This is a genomic window from Anaerofustis stercorihominis (genome assembly GCF_024623185.1).
Classification (GTDB): Bacteria; Bacillota; Clostridia; order Eubacteriales; family Anaerofustaceae; genus Anaerofustis.
This window is the reverse complement of sequence record NZ_JANJZK010000005.1, coordinates 16,217-33,935: the sequence shown is the minus strand read 5'-3', so window position 1 is coordinate 33,935 and position 17,719 is coordinate 16,217. Positions and strand designations below refer to the sequence as shown.

Below are 17,719 nucleotides of genomic sequence, written 5' to 3'. Positions count from 1 at the left end.
ACATCATCAAGTCCATTTTTATAGGGTTAAATCCCCTTTAAAACGGCTTTTCTGACCATAAATCGACATATTATTTTTCATTCATTTATCTGTAAAATCCCTCTGTATTATTCTTGTCATTATCCGCCATTCTTTCCAGATTTTTTGAAATATCTTTTATATCGCCGAAAAATCCGTCAATTTTTACTCTTAAATAACTTAAAAAAGAAATAATGGAAATAAAAACGACAAATAATAAAACGGGATTTATTATATTAATTATTTTTGATAAACTTTCTAAAAAACCGCTCATATTTATACTCTCCATGTTATAAAAATTCATTTATATCATATACTAAAACTAAAAAAAAAGAAAGGTTTTAATTATGTTAATTTGTTTTATCAGAGCAAGTGTGATTTACTTCTCGGTCCTTTTCGCCATTAGATTTCTGGGGAAAAGACAAATAAGTGAATTTCAGCCCTTTGAACTAGTAATAACGATAATGATAGCGGATATAGTAACTCAGCCCATAGGAGATGTAAATGTACCGCTTTTAAACGGTATAATCCCCCTCGTGGTACTCGTGTTCCTTCAGACTTTGATTTCTTTTATAACTTATAAAAACGAAAAGCTTAGAGCATTCATCTGCGGTAAGCCTGAGTATTTGATTTACGACGGAGATATAATGCAAAAGCAAATGTCAAAAATGCTTATCGGTATTGACGACTTATGCGAACAGCTTAGAAATAATGATATCGTAGATTTAAATGAGGTTTCATATTTGATATTGGAATCAAACGGACAGTCGAGTTTTATAAAGAAAATGGACAACGGTATCCCGGTAAGTCTAATAAAATACGGAAAGAGGATGTACGAAAGTTTTAAACTTGTAGGTTATACAGATGAAAGACTTACGGAAGAACTTAAAAAACGAGATATAAAAGAGGACAAAGATGTTTTTTGGGCTTATGTTTATGATAACGTACTTTATATTATAAGAAAGGATAAATTAAAATAATGAGATCATTCAGTTTTGCGGCATTACTGCTTGCGGTCTTACTCGGACTAAATATTTTTTGTTATAATTTTATCAGGACAAGCGTCAGCGATATAGATTCAAGTATCGATAAAATCATATCACACGCGGATAAAAAAGACTTTAAAAAAGCAGAAAAAGAATTTCAACAGTTAAAGAGCAAATCGGAAAAAAGTAAAAAAATTTGGTATATAATAATCAATCACCAGGAAATAGACAACGTAGATATTTCTATGAGACAAAGCGAAGCATATTTAAAAAAAGAAGCTGAAAGTGACCTTATAGCTTCTTTGAATACTCTTAAATACAATGTAAATAATGTTTACGAAAGAGAAAAAGTCAACATAGTCAACATTTTTTAGAATGAACTAAATTACTTTTTTCCTTTAAAATACGACCTTCCTTAAGTAACTCTTCCATGTATTGGATATCGTCATTTTCGAGAGCAGCTTTATACTTTTCAAGTTCCTTTATTATATTCTCCACTTCAAATAACAAAGGTTCTTTATTCATTATAAAGAGTTCGCTCCACATGTATTCATTAAGCTTTGCTACCCTGGTCAGATCAAGAAAACTACCCGCGGAAAAGCCTTTTTCTTCAAGTAAAGAAGGGCTTTTTACATAAGCGTTGCTTACAACATGAGCAAGCTGAGAAGTAAAAGCGATTATCTTATCGTGCTCTTTTGGAGTTGTGATGACACTTTCTTTAAATAACATCTCCTCCGCTAAATCTCTCAGCATTTCTACTTTTTCCATATTGGTATTTTCCGTCTTTGTAATTATAAAACTTGCACCTTTGAATAAATCATTGACTGCCGCATCATATCCCCAAAGCTCTCTTCCCGCCATCGGATGAGTCCCGATATAATCGACTTCGGCTTTTAGTGCTACAGGTTCTATTTCGTCTATGATACTGCCCTTTATCCCACACAAATCAACTAAGGTGGAACCCTTTTTCATCGTTTTAAGAACGTCTTTGCAGACTTCGATTGTATTTACCGGATAAAGAGCAACGATTACCATATCGTAGTCTCTCATGTTATTCATAAGGACGATATCATCGATAGTCCCGTCCCTTTTTGCCTTTGTCAGCGTTTCGTTATTTATATCAAACCCAAATACTTTATTATTCGTATGCTGTTTTATCCCTTTTGCAAAAGACGCACCTATAAGTCCAAGTCCTATTACCGCTATATTCATATAAAACTCCTTAATTAAAATATACTCAGAAAACTTTTAAAAATATCGGCTCCCGCAACAAAAGTCCCTATCATACTCCCTAAATTTGCGAAAGTTACGACTAATAATATCTTAGTTATCCTATTTTTCCATAAGCCTCTGAAACTCTCCAAATCACTGCTCAAACTTTCGAAGTCGGATACCTTAGGTTTTCTTATATGAGCTTCCACAAGCCCCGCAAACCAGCCTGCCGCAAGAAGAGGATTAAGAGAAGTAAAAGGCGCTGCAATAAACGCCGTTATAATAGAAGGGATACTTCCAAGAGCAAGAACTACACCAAGAGCACTTAAAGTACCGTTGAATAATACCCAGCTTACTATTTGCGACATTCCCGTTGAAATACTTTTAAAGAAACTTACGAATATCATAGCAAGTATTAATATAGGTATGCCAAAACCGATTATTTTTCCTGCTTTGCCGCCTTTTGGTATGGTATCTATTTCACTTAAATCAATATCTTTTTCGATATTTTTTATTATCCCGTTCATATGTGCGGCTCCGACAACAGCGACCACTCTTTCTCCCTCGGCATTTTTTATCTTTTGTGACAGATACTGATCTCTCTCATCTACGAGGTAAGTCTTTAAATCGGGGAAATCTTCGCTGATTTCAAGCAAAGCATTTTCTATAAAATCCCCTTCTTTTATATTTTCAAGGTCTTCTTCGGTAAGTTCTTCATCTTCAAAGAAACTTAAAATAAGTCCTGACAGAAGTTTCATCTTTTCCCACAAAGACATCTTCCTGAATATCCTTAAAAAAGTAGTCTTTATATCCCTGTCGGCAAGAGTAAGTTTACATCCTATCTCCTTGGATACGTTTATCGCATTTATCATTTCCTGTCCGGAATTTATATCAAAGCTTTCCGCTATCCTCTTTTGATAAGAACTCAAAATAAGATTTACCAAAAGTAAAGTAGTCTTCTTCTCCTTTATTACATTTACTATATCCGTATCCTGCCATGATTTATTATTTTCCAGAGAAGAATATCTTCCTTCGTCCAGTTCTATACACACATTGTCGGGTTTTATTTCCCTAATTAAATTTTCTACTTGAATGGCACTTTCCTTTGATACATGAGCAGTACCAATCAAAGTTATGTCTTTGCCATTTATAGTAATATTCCTTACCGTCTCAGACATAATTCCTCCAAATCTAGCTTAGATTAACATAAAACCCTTTAAAATCAATTAAAGGGTCTTGAACTATCATATATTTTACCATTTTTATAATGATTTATAAAGGGTTTAACCATTTATTTACATTTATTTTAACTGCATCCCGTAGTCGAACCGCATTCTCTGCACACTTTACATGTACCGTTGGTAAATAATTGTGTTGAAGAACAAACAGGGCATACCTCTCCGTATACTCTCTCTGTATCGGGATCATCCTTTATTTCATCATAAGTAACACTTTTTTCATCTGCTTTTTCTTCATTTTTCTTAACTGAGCCGCTGTACAGTTTTTCTTCCATATCCGTTGGTTTGATTTGCACTCTAGAATAATCTCCAAGTTCGATATCGATTATTTTACTTAGTAAATCCGCGATACTCGAAGCGTTCTTTATATAAGGATGTCTTGATACAAATCCGCTTGGTTCAAACTGCTGACCTCTGAGTAGTCTTGAAATTTCCTTTGCAGGGATATTATACTGAAGCATATTTGATATGGATTTTGAAAGCGAAGCGAGAAGACCTTTTACTACGGTCCCTTCTTTATCCGTTGAAACGAATAGCTCGGACATTTTTCCGTTTTTATAAAATCCTATTGTCACATATAATTCGATATCCCCTATTTTAGCCGCATGAGTCCTGCTCGTCCTCATTCCGTCGGGTTTTACTCTGTGAAGACTGCCTTTCTTACAGTTTCTCGCATAATCAAGAAGTGCGTCATAAGTAAGGTTTTCCAATGAGTCGCTGTCTTCACTCAAGGCTGTATTAAGAGGCTGGCAGGCTTTTGACCCGTCTCTGTATACGGAAATCGCTTTTACCCCCGTTATATAAGAAAGCTTATATATATCGCTTATTTCTTTAACAGTAGCGTTAACAGGCATATTAACGGTCTTTGAAACGGAACCGCTTATCATAGGCGTTACCGCCGCAACCATTAGAACATGTCCGCTAGGAGAAATATCGTTGGCAGTTTCGAATATTTTTTTATCTTCTTCTCTCAAATAAGGAGCATTATCTAAATTAAAATGAACGAACATTCCGTTTTCATCTTTTTCAAGCAAATAATCTTTTATTTTTTCTACTTGTTCCGAAGAATATCCCAAATTGATAAGAGCGTCTTCCAAAACAGGATTTACCAGCTCCATCATACCTCCGCCCGCAAGTGATTTGTAAACAACATTTGAATAGAATGGTTCAAGTGAGGTAGCTCCGCAGTCCATAGCAAAGGAAATAGTTCCCGTAGGAGCGATAACGCTTACCTGAGCATTTCTTACACCGTAACGATTTGCACCTTCTATAGCTTTTATCCAAAGTATTTTTCCCGCATTCAAGACTTCTTCTAGCCCCATTTCCGTCATCAAATCTTCATCGAGACGAACGGGAGAATAGTCAAGCCCTTCAAAATTATCATCTAAGGCAAGAGAACATCTTGCGGAATTTCTAAGTACTTTTAATAAGTGTTCCTTATTTATATCAAACTTCTCGAAAGGACCGACTTCTTTAGCCATCAAAGAAGAGACTAGATAAGACTGAGCCGTCATTATAGAACATAGTGAAGCCGATAGGTTTCGTCCTTCATCACTGTCGTAAGGATATCCTAATACCATTAGAAGCGATGCCATATTGGCAAGCCCCAAACCTGTGGTTCTGAACAAATGACTCTTTCTTGCTACTTCTTTTGTAGGGAACTGTCCCCAATGTATTGAAGCTTCAAGAACCAGCTGGATCAATGAAATCAAGTGGATATAGTCATTTAATTTAAATTTCCCTTCTTCCTTTGAGAAAAATCTGTAAATATTTATAGAAGCAAGATTACACGCGGTGTTATCCAAGAAAGCATATTCACTGCATGGATTGGTCGCATTTATCCTATTGTGTTTTGCACCGACTTTACCGTCTTCGCCTGCAGGACAAGTATGCCAGTCATTGAACGTATCGTCAAACTGAACCGCAGGGTCTGCACAGTTCCAAGTAGACTGACAAATTAAATCCCATAATTCTTTGACTTTTACTTTTCTGTTTACCCTATCGTCGACTCTGCCTTTAAGTTCAAAGTCCACATCGGGGTTCTCATCCAAATGGAGGACCTTATCCATAAATTCTTTATTCAGTCTTACAGAGTTATTACCGTTCTGCCCGCTGACCGTAGCATAAGCATCTCCGTCCATAGACATATCATAGCCCATTTTTCCAAGAGCTCTTACTTTGTCTTCTTCTCTCGCTTTCCAAGTGATGAAGTCTTCTATTTCGGGATGATCAATATCGGTAATGACCATTTTTGCGGCTCTTCTTGTCGTTCCGCCGCTTTTGATAGCTCCCGCATTCCTATCGAAACCTTTAAGGAAACTCATAAGACCGGAAGATTTTCCTCCGCTTGAAAGCCCCTCATTTATGGCTCTTAAATTCGAGAAGTTGGTCCCAACCCCTGAACCTCCTTTAAACAGTTTCGTTTCTGTTATGTACTGTTCTGATATAGAGTTGTCTCCTAGAAGAGTATCTTTTATGGAGAGGATAAAGCATGCCGAAGCCTGAGTCCTTGTATATCTGTCTTTACTTTCTTTGACTGTCCCGCTTTTTATATCGTAGTAATATAAATGGTCGCTTTCTCCTGCTATACCGTAATTCCTTTTTATCCCCGTATTAAACCACTGAGGAGAGTTCGGAGCCCACATCTGATTTATAAGGGCATAAACAAGTTCATCATAGAATATGGAATACTGTTCTTTGGTTCTTATAAGACCTTCATCGACAAGTGCATCAGCCCAAAATCCGACCATTCTGTCAGCAACTTGCTTCATGCTCGTTTCGTGTCCGTTCTTTGAACCTACTCCCGCACGTCTGAAATATTTGGAAGCGATTATATTACACGCATTCTTAGAATAGAATTCAGGGAATTCCAAATCTTTCATTTCAAATATATTTTTATTTGTTTTATAATCAAATATTTCTACGTCGACTTTTTTATATTCAAATAAGTCAAAAACCGTCTTATTTGGATCTCTTTCCAATTCTTTAGTAAATCGTCTGGTAAAAATATTACTTATACTCAAATTATCCATTTACCGTTTCCACCTTTATTTATACTTATTATACCTAAAATACCATATATTGTATATTATCTGAAATCAGGTACAATTATTAGTATATCACTAATATTACTTTTTTCAATATATTTTTTATACCACAAAATTATACTATTTAAGTCAAGTTAAGATACAAACGAAACATATTTATTTATATTTGTATTAAATATCAAAAAAGCATGTATTAATTATGACACATGCTTTTTATTTTATTATATTTTGTCGAAAATTTATCTTATTTTTCTCATTATTTCTTCTACACAATTTTTAAAATATCCGTTGTTGTCCACTTCGATATCGGCATACTTCTTATATAATCCTATCCTGTCGTTGTATAAATTATATATATGGTTTTCATTATCTTTAAGTAAAGGTCTGTTAGCTCCCAGATTTTTAGACTTAAGTAAATTTTTAACGCTTCTGTTTATAAAGATGACCGTAGAAGTTTTCTTTAAATAATCCATATTTTCTCTTCTTAGGATTATTCCCCCTCCGCCGGAAATAAGCATATTCTCCCTATACGATAGTTCCTTAGCACACTCGGTTTCGATATCCCTAAAATAGTCTTCACCTTTTTCAAAAAGTTCGCTTATGGCTTTTCCCGTCTTTTTTTCTATATAATCATCCATATCTATATATTTTAAATCCATGCTTTTTGATAAGGCTTTCCCTACACTGCTTTTACCGCAGCCTGGCATACCGATTAAGAGAATATTCGTCTTCATACTATATTTCCTTTTTTACTTTATTTACTATTATATTTATTTCTTCTTCTGTAAACTTAAAATCATTCCATATTTCTTCAGACTTAAGCCCCTGCATTATAAGCATCGTAAGTCCCGAAAAGGATTTTTTACCTAAGCTGTCTGCTATTTTCATAAGTTTGGTTTCAAGAGGATTGTATACGACATCCACTACATTATTAAAGTTACTTATAATATCTTTGCCTACCGGAGAAAAATCCGTTTTTGGATACATTCCCACCGGAGTAGTATTTATAAGAACTTCTCCTCTTATATCCTTTAAATCGTTATAATCAATTAAGGCTATCCCGTCTTTGGTCTTTTTGTCGGCTTTGTTTCTGCTTACCAGATATATACTTTTTGCTTTCAAATCTTTTACACACTCTACGACAGCTTTGCTTGCACCGCCGCTGCCCAGTATTACAACCGTTTTGTTATCTATATTTATATTATTACTGTTTAAAGTGTATAAAAATCCGTAGTAATCGGTATTATATCCGTAAAGTTTACCGCCGACATTTTTAATAGTGTTGACAGCACCGATTTTTTCAGCCTCTTCACTTATATGGTCTAGGCTTTCCATTACCATTTCCTTATATGGGATAGTCACATTTATCCCGTCAAGTTCATTTTCTATCATAAATGACTTTATATCCTTAGCAGTATTTAAATCTATCTCATATAAATCATATCCATAATCTAAATCTAAGACTTCAAAAGCTATGTTATGGAGTATCTTTGAAAAGCTGTGAGGAAGCTTTTCTCCTATCAAACCGAATTTTTTCATACTTAACCCCTATAGGCACCGACAAGTCTTAAATAAGGAACATCCCCCTCTAAACCGGAAAGCATTTTAAGAATGTTCTTATCTTCAAGACTTCCGTCAAAATTGATAAAAACGCTGAAATCCTTAACGGAACTGTCAGCTTCTCTCGAATCGATCTTATTTATATTGATATTGTAGTTGGAAAAATATTTTACAAGGTGTCCCAATGATTTAGGCTCGTTATCTATCCTGACAATCAAATCCACCTTATTGCTGTCTTTTATAAATCTCTTATATTTGCCGAGGATTATAAATTTATTATAATTTTCGGTGTTTAGTCCATGAACATCTTCCAGTCTGTTTCCGTCTTCATCCGTAACAAACTTATCTTTTATGTAAATATCATCGTATTTTTCAAGCAGATTATAAAGTTCGGCGATATGACCTTCCATGGCATTATCTACAGCCAAAAGCACATAATCCAGACTTTCGCCGATTAGTCCCGACATTATATCATCATAAGAACTAAACTCTATTTTTTCGGTTTTATCCCCGAAATATATATCGCAAGTTTTTTTTGTAAGAGGATTTATCATCATACTGTATCCGACTTTTGACGCTGTTTGTCTTATATCTATAAATATACTTTCCTTAAGATTATTAACTATTTTTTTAGCGATAGCTTTTCTTTGAAAGTTTTTACTTATATCCATTAAATGATTAAAGAAATCTGCCACTTCTTCCGCATATTTTTTATCACTGAGATTATTTATAGCTTTTTCAACTACTTCCGCTTCTCTGTTTTTATTCAAAACATTCACGTTATGTTCTTTTTTATATTTCGCAACATCTACGACGGTATTCATTCTCTCTTCAAAAAGTCTTACCAATTCTTTATCTATTTCGTCTATTCTTTTTCTGCTTTCTTCTAAACTTCTCATAAAACCACCTGCTCACTTAATAAAAAATCATATAAACATATTGCACTTACGGCTTCTATTACCGGAATTGCTCTTTTGACGATTACAGGGTCATGTCTTCCCACGACTTCAAGCTTAGTATTTTCTTTCTTTTCTACGTCGATAGTACGCTGAAGTTTTGATATACTTGCCGTAGGCTTTATCACAGCCGAAAAGAGGATAGGCTGACCGTTTGAAATCCCGCCGAGGACTCCGCCGTTATGATTATCATACGTTTTTACATTTCCGTCTTCATCGTAGTAATATTCATCTTTTGCTTCGCTTCCGAGTAAATCCGCAAATCCGAAACCTTCTCCGAACTGAACACCTTTTACGGCAGGAACGGAAAATAGAAGATGAGATAATCTTGATTCTATACTGTCAAAGAAAGGAGAACCTATCCCTGCGGGAAATCCCAGCACTGCACATTCGATTATACCTCCGACACTATCATGGTCATTCTTCGCCTTTAAGATAACGTCTTCCATTTCAGTTAGTTTACTCTTATCAAGTAAAGGAAAGACTTCTTCTTTTAAAGAAATAAGCTTATCTTTATCAATATTGACCTTGTCAAAAGAAATATCTTCCACCTTGTTTATTTTCTTTATATGAGAGCCGATATAAACTCCTTTTTCTTCCAAAAGCTGTTTAGCGACCGCACCCGCAAAAGTAAGAGGTAAGGTCAGTCTTCCGGAGAAGTTTCCCCCGCCTCTGTAATCATTATTTCCTTTATGTTTTATATATGCCGGATAATCCGCATGAGAGGGTCTCATTTTTACTTTTAATTCGCTGTAGTCTTTGCTTCTTGTGTTGCTGTTTTCAAATATAGCACAAAGAGGAGAGCCTGCGGTTTTATCATCAAAATAACCGCTTATGATTTTCGGAGTATCGGCTTCTTTTCTTGGAGTAGAAAACTTATCTCCCCCCTGTCTTCTTTTAAGTTCAAAATCTATTTTATCGAAGTCAATCTTTATTCCTGCGGGCAAACCGTCTATGACTACCCCTATCGCCTCGCTGTGAGACTGTCCGAATATTGTAACTTTGAAATTATTCCCAAATGTCGCACTCATGAATTTCTCCTCCCAAGCTTACAAAATCCTCAAAGAATGTAGGATAAGATTTTCTTACACACATATAATCTTTTATTATTATATCATCTTTTGCCGCTGTTGATGCGACTGCCATACTCATTGAAATCCTGTGGTCCTTATGAGAGTTTACCGGTCCGCCATTTAGTTCTTCTACGCCTTCTATAACAAGATTATCTTCGTTTTCTGTTATCTTCGCTCCCAGCTTATTGAGTTCACTGGATATCGCAGAAAGCCTGTCACATTCCTTTATCCTCAGTCTTCCCGCATTTATTATCCTTGTCTCACCCTTTGTAAGAGCGGCACATACGGTAAGTACAGGAATTATATCCGGACAGTTCGTCGAATCTATAATCTTTTCTTCAGAATTTTTTAAGACATCCAGCCACTTGATGATTTCTTTATCCCCCTGAAGAGATGTCTCATCAAGCCCCAAGACATCTATATCGCTTCCCAAATAGTTAGCGGATAGGAAGAATGCAGCTTGAGAATAATCTCCCTCCACAGTGTAATCCATGGCTTTATATTCCTGGTTCCCTTTTATTATAAATTCCTTATAGTCATTATTTATGATTTTTATCCCAAACTTTTCTAACATTGATAAAGTCAAATCAAGATAACTTTTAGATTCCAAATCGGTGGTAATAATTATTCTTGAATTTCCCTCAAGCAAAGGTAGAGTAAACAGTAATCCCGTTATGAACTGAGAGCTGATATCTCCTCTTACTTCAAAGGTATCAGGTTTCAATCTTCCTTTTACTGTTAAGTTTAAAATATCTTTTTTATAAGAATACTTTACCCCCTGCTTATCGAAGATATTATAGAATACATCCAGAGGTCTTTTTCCTAAGTTCCCCTTACCTATAAAAGTCTTCTTAACGTTTAAAAGCATTGTTATGGGAACAAAAAACCTTAATGTAGACCCCGACTCATTACAATCAATGGTAAAGTCATCCTTACTTGAAGAATTGAATATACCATTTATAGTCACTTTTCTGTTATCTACTATAACTTCAGCTCCCATACTTTTTACTGCCGATATGGTTGCGATTATATCGTCGGATAAATCTATATTATCTATTACTGATTTTCCCTTTGAAAGTGCCGCACATATGATCGCTCTGTGAGCCATACTCTTTGAAGGAGGTATATTTACTTTTCCTTTAAGCTTATTGGGTGTGATTTTTATGTTGTCCATTTATTCATCCTTAAAAAATTCTAAATTTGTTTTATAAATATAACAGCTTCCTATTTCGTCTAAAAGGATAACGTTCAACACGCTGCCTTCATTTTTCTTATCCGTTGATATATGAGATAAAATATTTTCATTGTGTACTGCGTTTATATCATAGTCCATACCGAAGTTCACAAGTATATCTCTGATTTTATCACTTGTACCTTTTTTTGTAAGACCTTTTTTTTCACTCAGAGCTGTTATTTCATACATGCCTATAGCTACCGCTTCGCCGTGAGTGTACTTTTCATAATTATAATACGCTTCTATCCCGTGAGCAAGAGTATGACCGAAATTTAATTTCATTCTCTCCCCGGTATCCTTTTCATCTTTTTCAACCACTCTTCTTTTTAAATCGCAGCTTTTATATATTATATGTTCTATATGCTCTAAGATATCTTCCCTTGAATGCATTGAATATAACAGTTCAAAAAATTCTTTATCGAATATACAGCCGTACTTTATGACTTCCATAAATCCGTCGTTTACTGTCCTGTCATCAAGGGTTGCAAGTACATTTGGGTCTATTAAAACCAGTTTGGGCTGATGAAAACTTCCTACCAAATTTTTGCCCTTAGCCAAGTCTATTGCAACTTTTCCTCCTACGGAGCTGTCAACCTGAGATAAAAGAGTGGTAGGTATTTGTATGAAATCCAAACCTCTTAAAAAAGTTGAAGCTACAAATCCGCCGAGGTCTCCTATGACCCCTCCGCCAAGGGTTATGATAAGATCTTTCCTAGTCATCTTAAAATCTATCAAAGCATTGTATATCACTTCCAGCGAAGAAAGAGATTTTGTACTTTCTCCGTTTGGAAGAATTATACTATCGACCAAATATCCTCCTGATTTCAAATCCTCAGATACTTTATCCAAATAGAACTTTGAGACGATATCATCGGTTATTATAAATATTTTTTCGCCGTTATAAACCTTTTTTATCTCCTCGGAGACCTTCTTTAAGATACCCTTTTCTATTATGATATCATAAGAATTTTCTCCGAGAGCGACATGAAGTGAGTTACTCATTGATTTCTCCTAAACTGTTCTGTTTACGATTGGAGCAAGTTTTTTGATATCAGACATCAATTCATCGAATGCTTCGGGTTTAAGCGATTGCTGACCGTCACATAGTGCATTTAAAGGATCGTTATGTACTTCTATTATAAGTCCGTCCGCACCTGCAACTACCGCTGCTTTTGCAAGAGATTCAACCATCCACCATTTACCCGTAGCATGAGAAGGGTCGATTATAATAGGCAAGTGACTTAATTTTTTGATTGCAGGGATTGCGCTTAAGTCAAGGGTGTTTCTTGTATAATTTTCGAAAGTCCTTATACCTCTTTCACAAAGGATAACATTTTCATTCCCGCCTGCCATTATGTATTCAGCTGACATTAAAAGTTCTTCAATGGTCGCGCTTAAACCTCTTTTAAGTAAAATCGGTTTTCTGATTTTTCCAAGTTCTTTTAATAAATCGAAATTTTGCATATTTCTTGCACCGATTTGAATAACATCAACGTCTTCAATGAATTTTTCAAGGTCATTTGCAGACATAAGTTCGGTCACTACAGGAAGTCCGGTTTCTTTTCTTGCTTCTTTTAAAAGATCAAGTCCGTCGTATCCAAGTCCTTGGAAAGCGTAAGGTGAAGTTCTCGGTTTGAACGCTCCCCCTCTTAGGAAGTTTGCGCCCGAAGCTTTAACATCCTTTGCAACTTCCGTGATTTGCTCTCTGCTTTCTACCGAACAAGGTCCGGCAATGATTGCAAGTTTTTCTCCTCCGATTACCTGGTCTCCGATTTTGATTTCACTGTTATTTGGATGAAACAGTCTGTTGGCTTTTTTGTAAGGTTCTTCTACGTGAAGGACTCTTCTTACCACATCATTGGCTTCAAGAATTTTAGCGTCTAAAATTGATGTGTCACCAACAAGTCCAAGTACCGTTAAATCCTGACCTTCGATAGGTTGGATCTTAAGATTTTTGCTTTCGATTAGGGCAACTAGTTTTGCCACTTCCATTTTGTCTGCATTCGGTTGTAATACTACTATCATTTTATTTTCTCCTTAAAAATTGTGTATTTGTAAAATAAAAAAGGGAACTCCTTTTAATGAGTTCCCTAATATTTTTACATAAATTTTTATACATAAAAGTTGATACTCACTAAAAGGCTAAACTGTACATGAAAAAGAACCTGCAAAGAAATAATAGTTTGCAAAGCTAAAAAAGTTATAAAATTTAAAGCTGTTAAGTTCTTTTAGACCTTTCATTTTTTCTTCTCCTAATGTATATCTTGTTTGATATAATACACCTCATTTTCATAAATGTCAAGAAAATTTAGTAAATTATTGAAAATTTTTCATTTATTTATTTTCTATGTTAATTTGAAAGCAATTGATATATAATAATAAAAAAAGAATAAGGAGAAGTAAAATATGACAAAAATAGTTTTAAACGTAAACGGGATGTCTTGTTCTCACTGCGAAAACAGAGTAGTAGAAGCTTTAAAGAAAAACGAAGCTGTGAAAAAAGCTAAAGCAAGTGCTAAAAAGAATACAGTTGAAATCAAATATAATGAAGAAATGGCAAGCAAAGAAGAATTAGAAAAGATAATAACAGAAGAAGGTTATGAAGTAATATAAAAAAGACTGCATAAGCAGTCTTTTTTGTTCCTATTTAACTTTTACTTTTTTAACACTGATCCAGTCTCCATAATATTTCTTACCGGACACAGTTTTGTACGATCTAACTTTTACATAATATACTTTTTTACTGGATAATTTAGTAATTTTCCCAGAAGAAGTTTTATATCCTTTTACAGTCTTAAGTTTTTTACCTTTTGTAAATTTAGAGTTTCTTGCCATATATTAATGTTATCTTATTTATATTACTTTTTACAAAAAAGAGACATTAATAAAATGTCTCTCAATTATCAAGGAATAAGGTTTGTAAATTTTTTAAATAAATTTTTAAAGTTATAAAAGGTTCCTTTATCTTCTTTTTTTACACTAAGTTCTTCGGAGTAGTTATAAGTCTCATCTCCTGCTTTTATACTGTAGTCGGCTATATAGTTATCACTTCCGGAGTTGTATACTTTACTATACTTGACATCTGCCGTTTCATCACTCTTTAAAGGAAAATACACATCACTTCCCGCAGATAGTTTTATTATTCCGTTCTTACTGTCCTTCATTGGGACCGTCTTGACATAATCCCCCTTTTCGATCACCTTTTTCAAAGTGAAGTTATTGAATGCCATATCCAAAAACATCTTGCTTTCCTCATAGTGGTTCTCTGTATGCAAAAGTACTCCCACTACCTGCATATTATTTCTCTTCGCAGCAAGGACAAAACACTTCCTTGCTTTCTTGGTAAATCCTGTCTTTACTCCGTTTGCACCTTCATAACTCTTTAAAAGTTTATTTTTATTATATATCGTCCTCTGATTGGCTTTTCCTTCATAAGGCATGCTCCATTTTTCATCGTTGATTATCTTTACAAAGTTTTCATTTTTCATCGCATAAGAAGCAAGGAGTGTGAAATCGTAGGCAGTCGTATAGTGATCGTCATCGGGAAGTCCGTTGGGATTTGTAAAATGAGAATTTTTCATCCCAAGTTCTTTTGCCTTTTTATTCATCATCTTAGCAAAATTATCAATAGAACCACCGATATAGCAGGCGATGGAAACCGCCGCATCATTCCCCGAAACAAGCATCATCCCATGAAGCAGATCCTCCAAAGTAAGTTTTTCGCCTTCTTTTAAATATATGCTCGTACCTTCTATCCCCGTCCATTCTTTCTTTATTTCTATTACATCATTTAAATTTCCCTTTTCCAAAGCCAAGACTGCTGTCATTACTTTAGTGGTCGACGCCATTGGAAGTTTTTCATTCATATTGGAACTGTATAATACTCTGTTGCTCTCCGCTTCCATAATGCAGTACGCCTGGGCACTGACATTTGCAGCTTTTATACTGCCAAAAGCAGGCAGATTTATTAATAACATCATTACAATAATAACAGCTATACTTTTTTTCTTCATTATCTATTCTACTCCCGTTTTTCTACTTGTAAAATATATGAGGATATTTATAAAGTATGCAGGGTATAAGAGATGGTATATCTTAAAATAATACTTAAAATATTTTTATAAATATTGGCAGATATTGTTAAAGCCAAATATCACAAGCATTAAAAAAATTTACAAACGACATTAAATGAATCGAAAAAAAGAAAGCATTATTTAATTATATAAAACTAAAGTTATATTTCCAAAAGTCTTAAAAAATTAAAAGCCTGTCAAGTAAAATTCTTTTACATAGTCATCATAGCATTTCCAAATGTTTCTTTTAAGAAACACATCTTCTTTCATTGGAAGGAATGCTAACCTAATCCTATTAATAGATAGTTACATCTTTTATTGAATATAATAAATATTTTAGTGAATAGCGGATTAATGACTTAAATATGTTGAAGATTTATATTGGAGAAGACTAAATAATACATATTAATGAAGTATTTAACTATTTATCCATTTAAAAATTGGTTGGGTTTTATTAAAAATTAAAATTTACCTTTCTACTTTAAATAACATGATTTATTAGTTTTCCATATAGTTGATTTACATAAGCCATATATATGAATTGCTGATTATCCGACTGTAAACAAGCTTTCGAAGAAAATAAAAAAAACACTTCATATTATCGTGACTATTTAAAATCTTTTTAAGAAAATTTATAGATTTTAATCAATTAAAATCTATATGTATGAAGTATTATAAAAAACAAGATTTCGAAGTTATGCTATGCAGTGAATTTACTCCGGTGAAATTTGCAAATTAGAGCTGACAAAGATTAACGTAGCTTAGTGTAACGTCTCATAGTTCATTTTCAAGTGTAAAACCCTTTAATAATTCTTTATGAATAAAAGAAATCAATTTACATTCATAACTTTACTTAAAATACATATCTTTAAATTAAGTGAGGAAATGAATATGTTAGAAAATATTAAACAAAGAGTTATTAGAGAAGCCGAGTATATAGTTAAAGAGGAGTCCACCATACGAAAGTGTGCGAGTGTATTTAAAGTAAGCAAAAGCACAGTACATAACGACTTATCAAAGAGGCTGGAGAAAGTCGACAGGGAGTTATATTTAAAGGTAAGGGATATAATAGAAACCAATAAAAAACTTAGACATATCAGAGGCGGGATAGCGACTAAGGAAAAGTATAAGGAATTAAGACATGAAAAGGAAGAAAGCTAAGTTTATATCTGCTTTATTATTAATTGCCTTTTTGTTTTCTTATAAGTTTTTTATAAGAGATTTTTACATAAGCAGATTTATAAACAAAGAAACCACAAAAGCATATCAGGGAATGATTACACTATGGGATAACCCCTCAAGAACAGTAATCGGAAGTAACTATGGATTTATTAAAAACGCAGTGGATAAATTCGAAGATGATAATTCTCTTTTACAAATTGAACTTAGAGAACTTAGTTTTGACGGAGCAAGCAAACTTGCAAACGAAAAAGCGATAAGCAAAAACCATCCCGATATAATGAGTAAGTACGTAGAGAACGATATAATAAAGACTGACAATATAATGTATGACAAAGAATTTGTAAATAAAATGAAAACCACATACACAGTACCTAAAATAGCAGAAGATGAGGAAAGGTGTATATTCCCTGTATATGGTTCTTTTAATGTTATCATTGTAAACAAAACCGCATTTAAAGAAATGGGGATTAATTTACCCGAAGAGAACTGGAGTTACAATACCCTTATAAAAACAATCAAGGAAATAAAGAAAAAAGATACAAAGAAAGAAAAAATACCCTTCGATATGGTGGTAAACAAAAATAGCTATGCTTACATGAACTTCATACTAGACAGCGGTTATTCCAACATGAATTACTCAAAACTGGAAAACTTGAAAAAAGAATTGAAAGGGTATAAGTGCTTAAGTAAGAAGAAAAGTGAAGAAAGCGTACATTACGATCTATATAACAGCAAAACAATGATATATGCGGGAGATTTGACCGATGTAAATTATCTTATAAGGACTAAAAACAAAGAAAACAGCTTTGATTATGCAGTGTACCCCTACCCTTACAGTGAACAGCAGATAAATTTCGTAAGCGGAGTAAAAAGTTATTACTTAATGAACACCGATGATAATTCAAAAAAGGCAGTGCTTCAGGATTTTATAGAATCAATTTATCAAAATGAAGGGATGAATATACTAAATATCCAAGGAAAAGTCCCTTTATTTCATGTAAACTACATAAAGAAGGATTTAAAATATCCTCATTTAAGTAAATATATAAATTTAACAAGTTACTATTCTACCGAGGATAACGGTTTTGTCATGAACAGAAAAGATATATGGGGAAAAGTAAAAGATATATTTAAGTAAAG

The 17,719-nt window shown here is 33.9% G+C and carries 17 protein-coding genes; 5 read left to right on the top strand and 12 right to left on the bottom strand.

Annotated features, from left to right (window positions below):
* Positions 1–85: 85 nt before the first annotated feature.
* Positions 86–292: a hypothetical protein gene (locus NSA01_RS04160; protein ID WP_257480253.1), complete on the bottom strand. Its 207-nt coding sequence runs from the start codon at positions 290–292 to the stop codon at positions 86–88.
* A 73-nt stretch (positions 293–365) separates the two neighbouring features.
* Here NSA01_RS04160 and NSA01_RS04155 point away from each other — a divergent pair, with 73 nt between their 5' ends.
* Positions 366–998 carry a DUF421 domain-containing protein gene (locus NSA01_RS04155; RefSeq protein WP_257480252.1) on the top strand — a complete coding sequence of 211 codons (633 nt, stop codon included), beginning with the start codon at positions 366–368 and terminating at the stop codon, positions 996–998.
* Positions 998–1,378, top strand: coding sequence for a DUF4363 family protein (locus tag NSA01_RS04150; protein WP_257480251.1), 381 nt, complete (start codon positions 998–1,000; stop codon positions 1,376–1,378). Before NSA01_RS04155 ends, NSA01_RS04150 begins: the two co-directional genes overlap by 1 nt.
* Here NSA01_RS04150 and NSA01_RS04145 read toward each other — a convergent pair.
* The 10 genes from NSA01_RS04145 to aroF form a co-directional block, all read right to left on the bottom strand.
* Positions 1,365–2,216 carry a prephenate dehydrogenase gene (locus NSA01_RS04145; protein WP_257480250.1) on the bottom strand — a complete coding sequence of 284 codons (852 nt, stop codon included), beginning with the start codon at positions 2,214–2,216 and terminating at the stop codon, positions 1,365–1,367. The two genes, NSA01_RS04150 and NSA01_RS04145, sit on opposite strands and share 14 nt — an antisense overlap.
* A 14-nt stretch (positions 2,217–2,230) precedes the next feature.
* Positions 2,231–3,394 carry a TraB/GumN family protein gene (locus tag NSA01_RS04140; RefSeq protein WP_257480249.1) on the bottom strand — a complete coding sequence of 388 codons (1,164 nt, stop codon included), beginning with the start codon at positions 3,392–3,394 and terminating at the stop codon, positions 2,231–2,233.
* A 128-nt stretch (positions 3,395–3,522) separates the two neighbouring features.
* Entirely contained in the window at positions 3,523–6,486 is a 2,964-nt protein-coding gene (locus tag NSA01_RS04135) for a vitamin B12-dependent ribonucleotide reductase (protein ID WP_257480248.1), read from the bottom strand.
* A 254-nt stretch (positions 6,487–6,740) separates the two neighbouring features.
* Positions 6,741–7,235, bottom strand: coding sequence for a shikimate kinase (locus NSA01_RS04130; protein WP_257480247.1), 495 nt, complete (start codon positions 7,233–7,235; stop codon positions 6,741–6,743).
* A gap of 1 nt (position 7,236) precedes the next feature.
* Positions 7,237–8,040 carry a shikimate dehydrogenase family protein gene (locus NSA01_RS04125; RefSeq protein ID WP_257480246.1) on the bottom strand — a complete coding sequence of 268 codons (804 nt, stop codon included), beginning with the start codon at positions 8,038–8,040 and terminating at the stop codon, positions 7,237–7,239.
* A 2-nt stretch (positions 8,041–8,042) separates the two neighbouring features.
* Entirely contained in the window at positions 8,043–8,960 is a 918-nt protein-coding gene (locus tag NSA01_RS04120) for a chorismate mutase (protein ID WP_257480245.1), read from the bottom strand.
* Positions 8,957–10,048 (bottom strand): chorismate synthase, encoded by a 1,092-nt coding sequence (gene aroC, locus NSA01_RS04115; RefSeq protein ID WP_257480244.1) that lies wholly within the window; start codon positions 10,046–10,048, stop codon positions 8,957–8,959. Before aroC ends, NSA01_RS04120 begins: the two co-directional genes overlap by 4 nt.
* Positions 10,026–11,264 carry a 3-phosphoshikimate 1-carboxyvinyltransferase gene (aroA, locus tag NSA01_RS04110; RefSeq protein WP_257480243.1) on the bottom strand — a complete coding sequence of 413 codons (1,239 nt, stop codon included), beginning with the start codon at positions 11,262–11,264 and terminating at the stop codon, positions 10,026–10,028. Before aroA ends, aroC begins: the two co-directional genes overlap by 23 nt.
* Entirely contained in the window at positions 11,265–12,326 is a 1,062-nt protein-coding gene (aroB, locus tag NSA01_RS04105) for a 3-dehydroquinate synthase (RefSeq protein ID WP_257480242.1), read from the bottom strand.
* 9 nt (positions 12,327–12,335) lie between these two features.
* Positions 12,336–13,349 carry a 3-deoxy-7-phosphoheptulonate synthase gene (gene aroF / locus NSA01_RS04100; RefSeq protein ID WP_257480241.1) on the bottom strand — a complete coding sequence of 338 codons (1,014 nt, stop codon included), beginning with the start codon at positions 13,347–13,349 and terminating at the stop codon, positions 12,336–12,338.
* Positions 13,350–13,730: 381 nt separating this feature from the next.
* Between aroF and NSA01_RS04095 the strand changes: the two genes are divergently transcribed.
* Positions 13,731–13,937, top strand: a complete 207-nt coding sequence (locus NSA01_RS04095; RefSeq protein ID WP_257480240.1) for a heavy-metal-associated domain-containing protein — start codon at positions 13,731–13,733, stop codon at positions 13,935–13,937.
* A 290-nt stretch (positions 13,938–14,227) separates the two neighbouring features.
* Here NSA01_RS04095 and NSA01_RS04090 read toward each other — a convergent pair whose 3' ends face one another.
* Complete coding sequence (locus tag NSA01_RS04090; protein ID WP_257480239.1) at positions 14,228–15,337, bottom strand: D-alanyl-D-alanine carboxypeptidase family protein; 1,110 nt, start codon at positions 15,335–15,337, stop codon at positions 14,228–14,230.
* A 951-nt stretch (positions 15,338–16,288) separates the two neighbouring features.
* On the opposite strand from NSA01_RS04090, the gene NSA01_RS04085 reads away from it, so the two are divergent.
* Positions 16,289–16,558: a sporulation transcriptional regulator SpoIIID gene (locus tag NSA01_RS04085; protein WP_257480238.1), complete on the top strand. Its 270-nt coding sequence runs from the start codon at positions 16,289–16,291 to the stop codon at positions 16,556–16,558.
* Positions 16,539–17,717 carry an extracellular solute-binding protein gene (locus tag NSA01_RS04080; protein WP_257480237.1) on the top strand — a complete coding sequence of 393 codons (1,179 nt, stop codon included), beginning with the start codon at positions 16,539–16,541 and terminating at the stop codon, positions 17,715–17,717. Before NSA01_RS04085 ends, NSA01_RS04080 begins: the two co-directional genes overlap by 20 nt.
* The last annotated feature ends 2 nt before the right edge of the window (positions 17,718–17,719 follow it).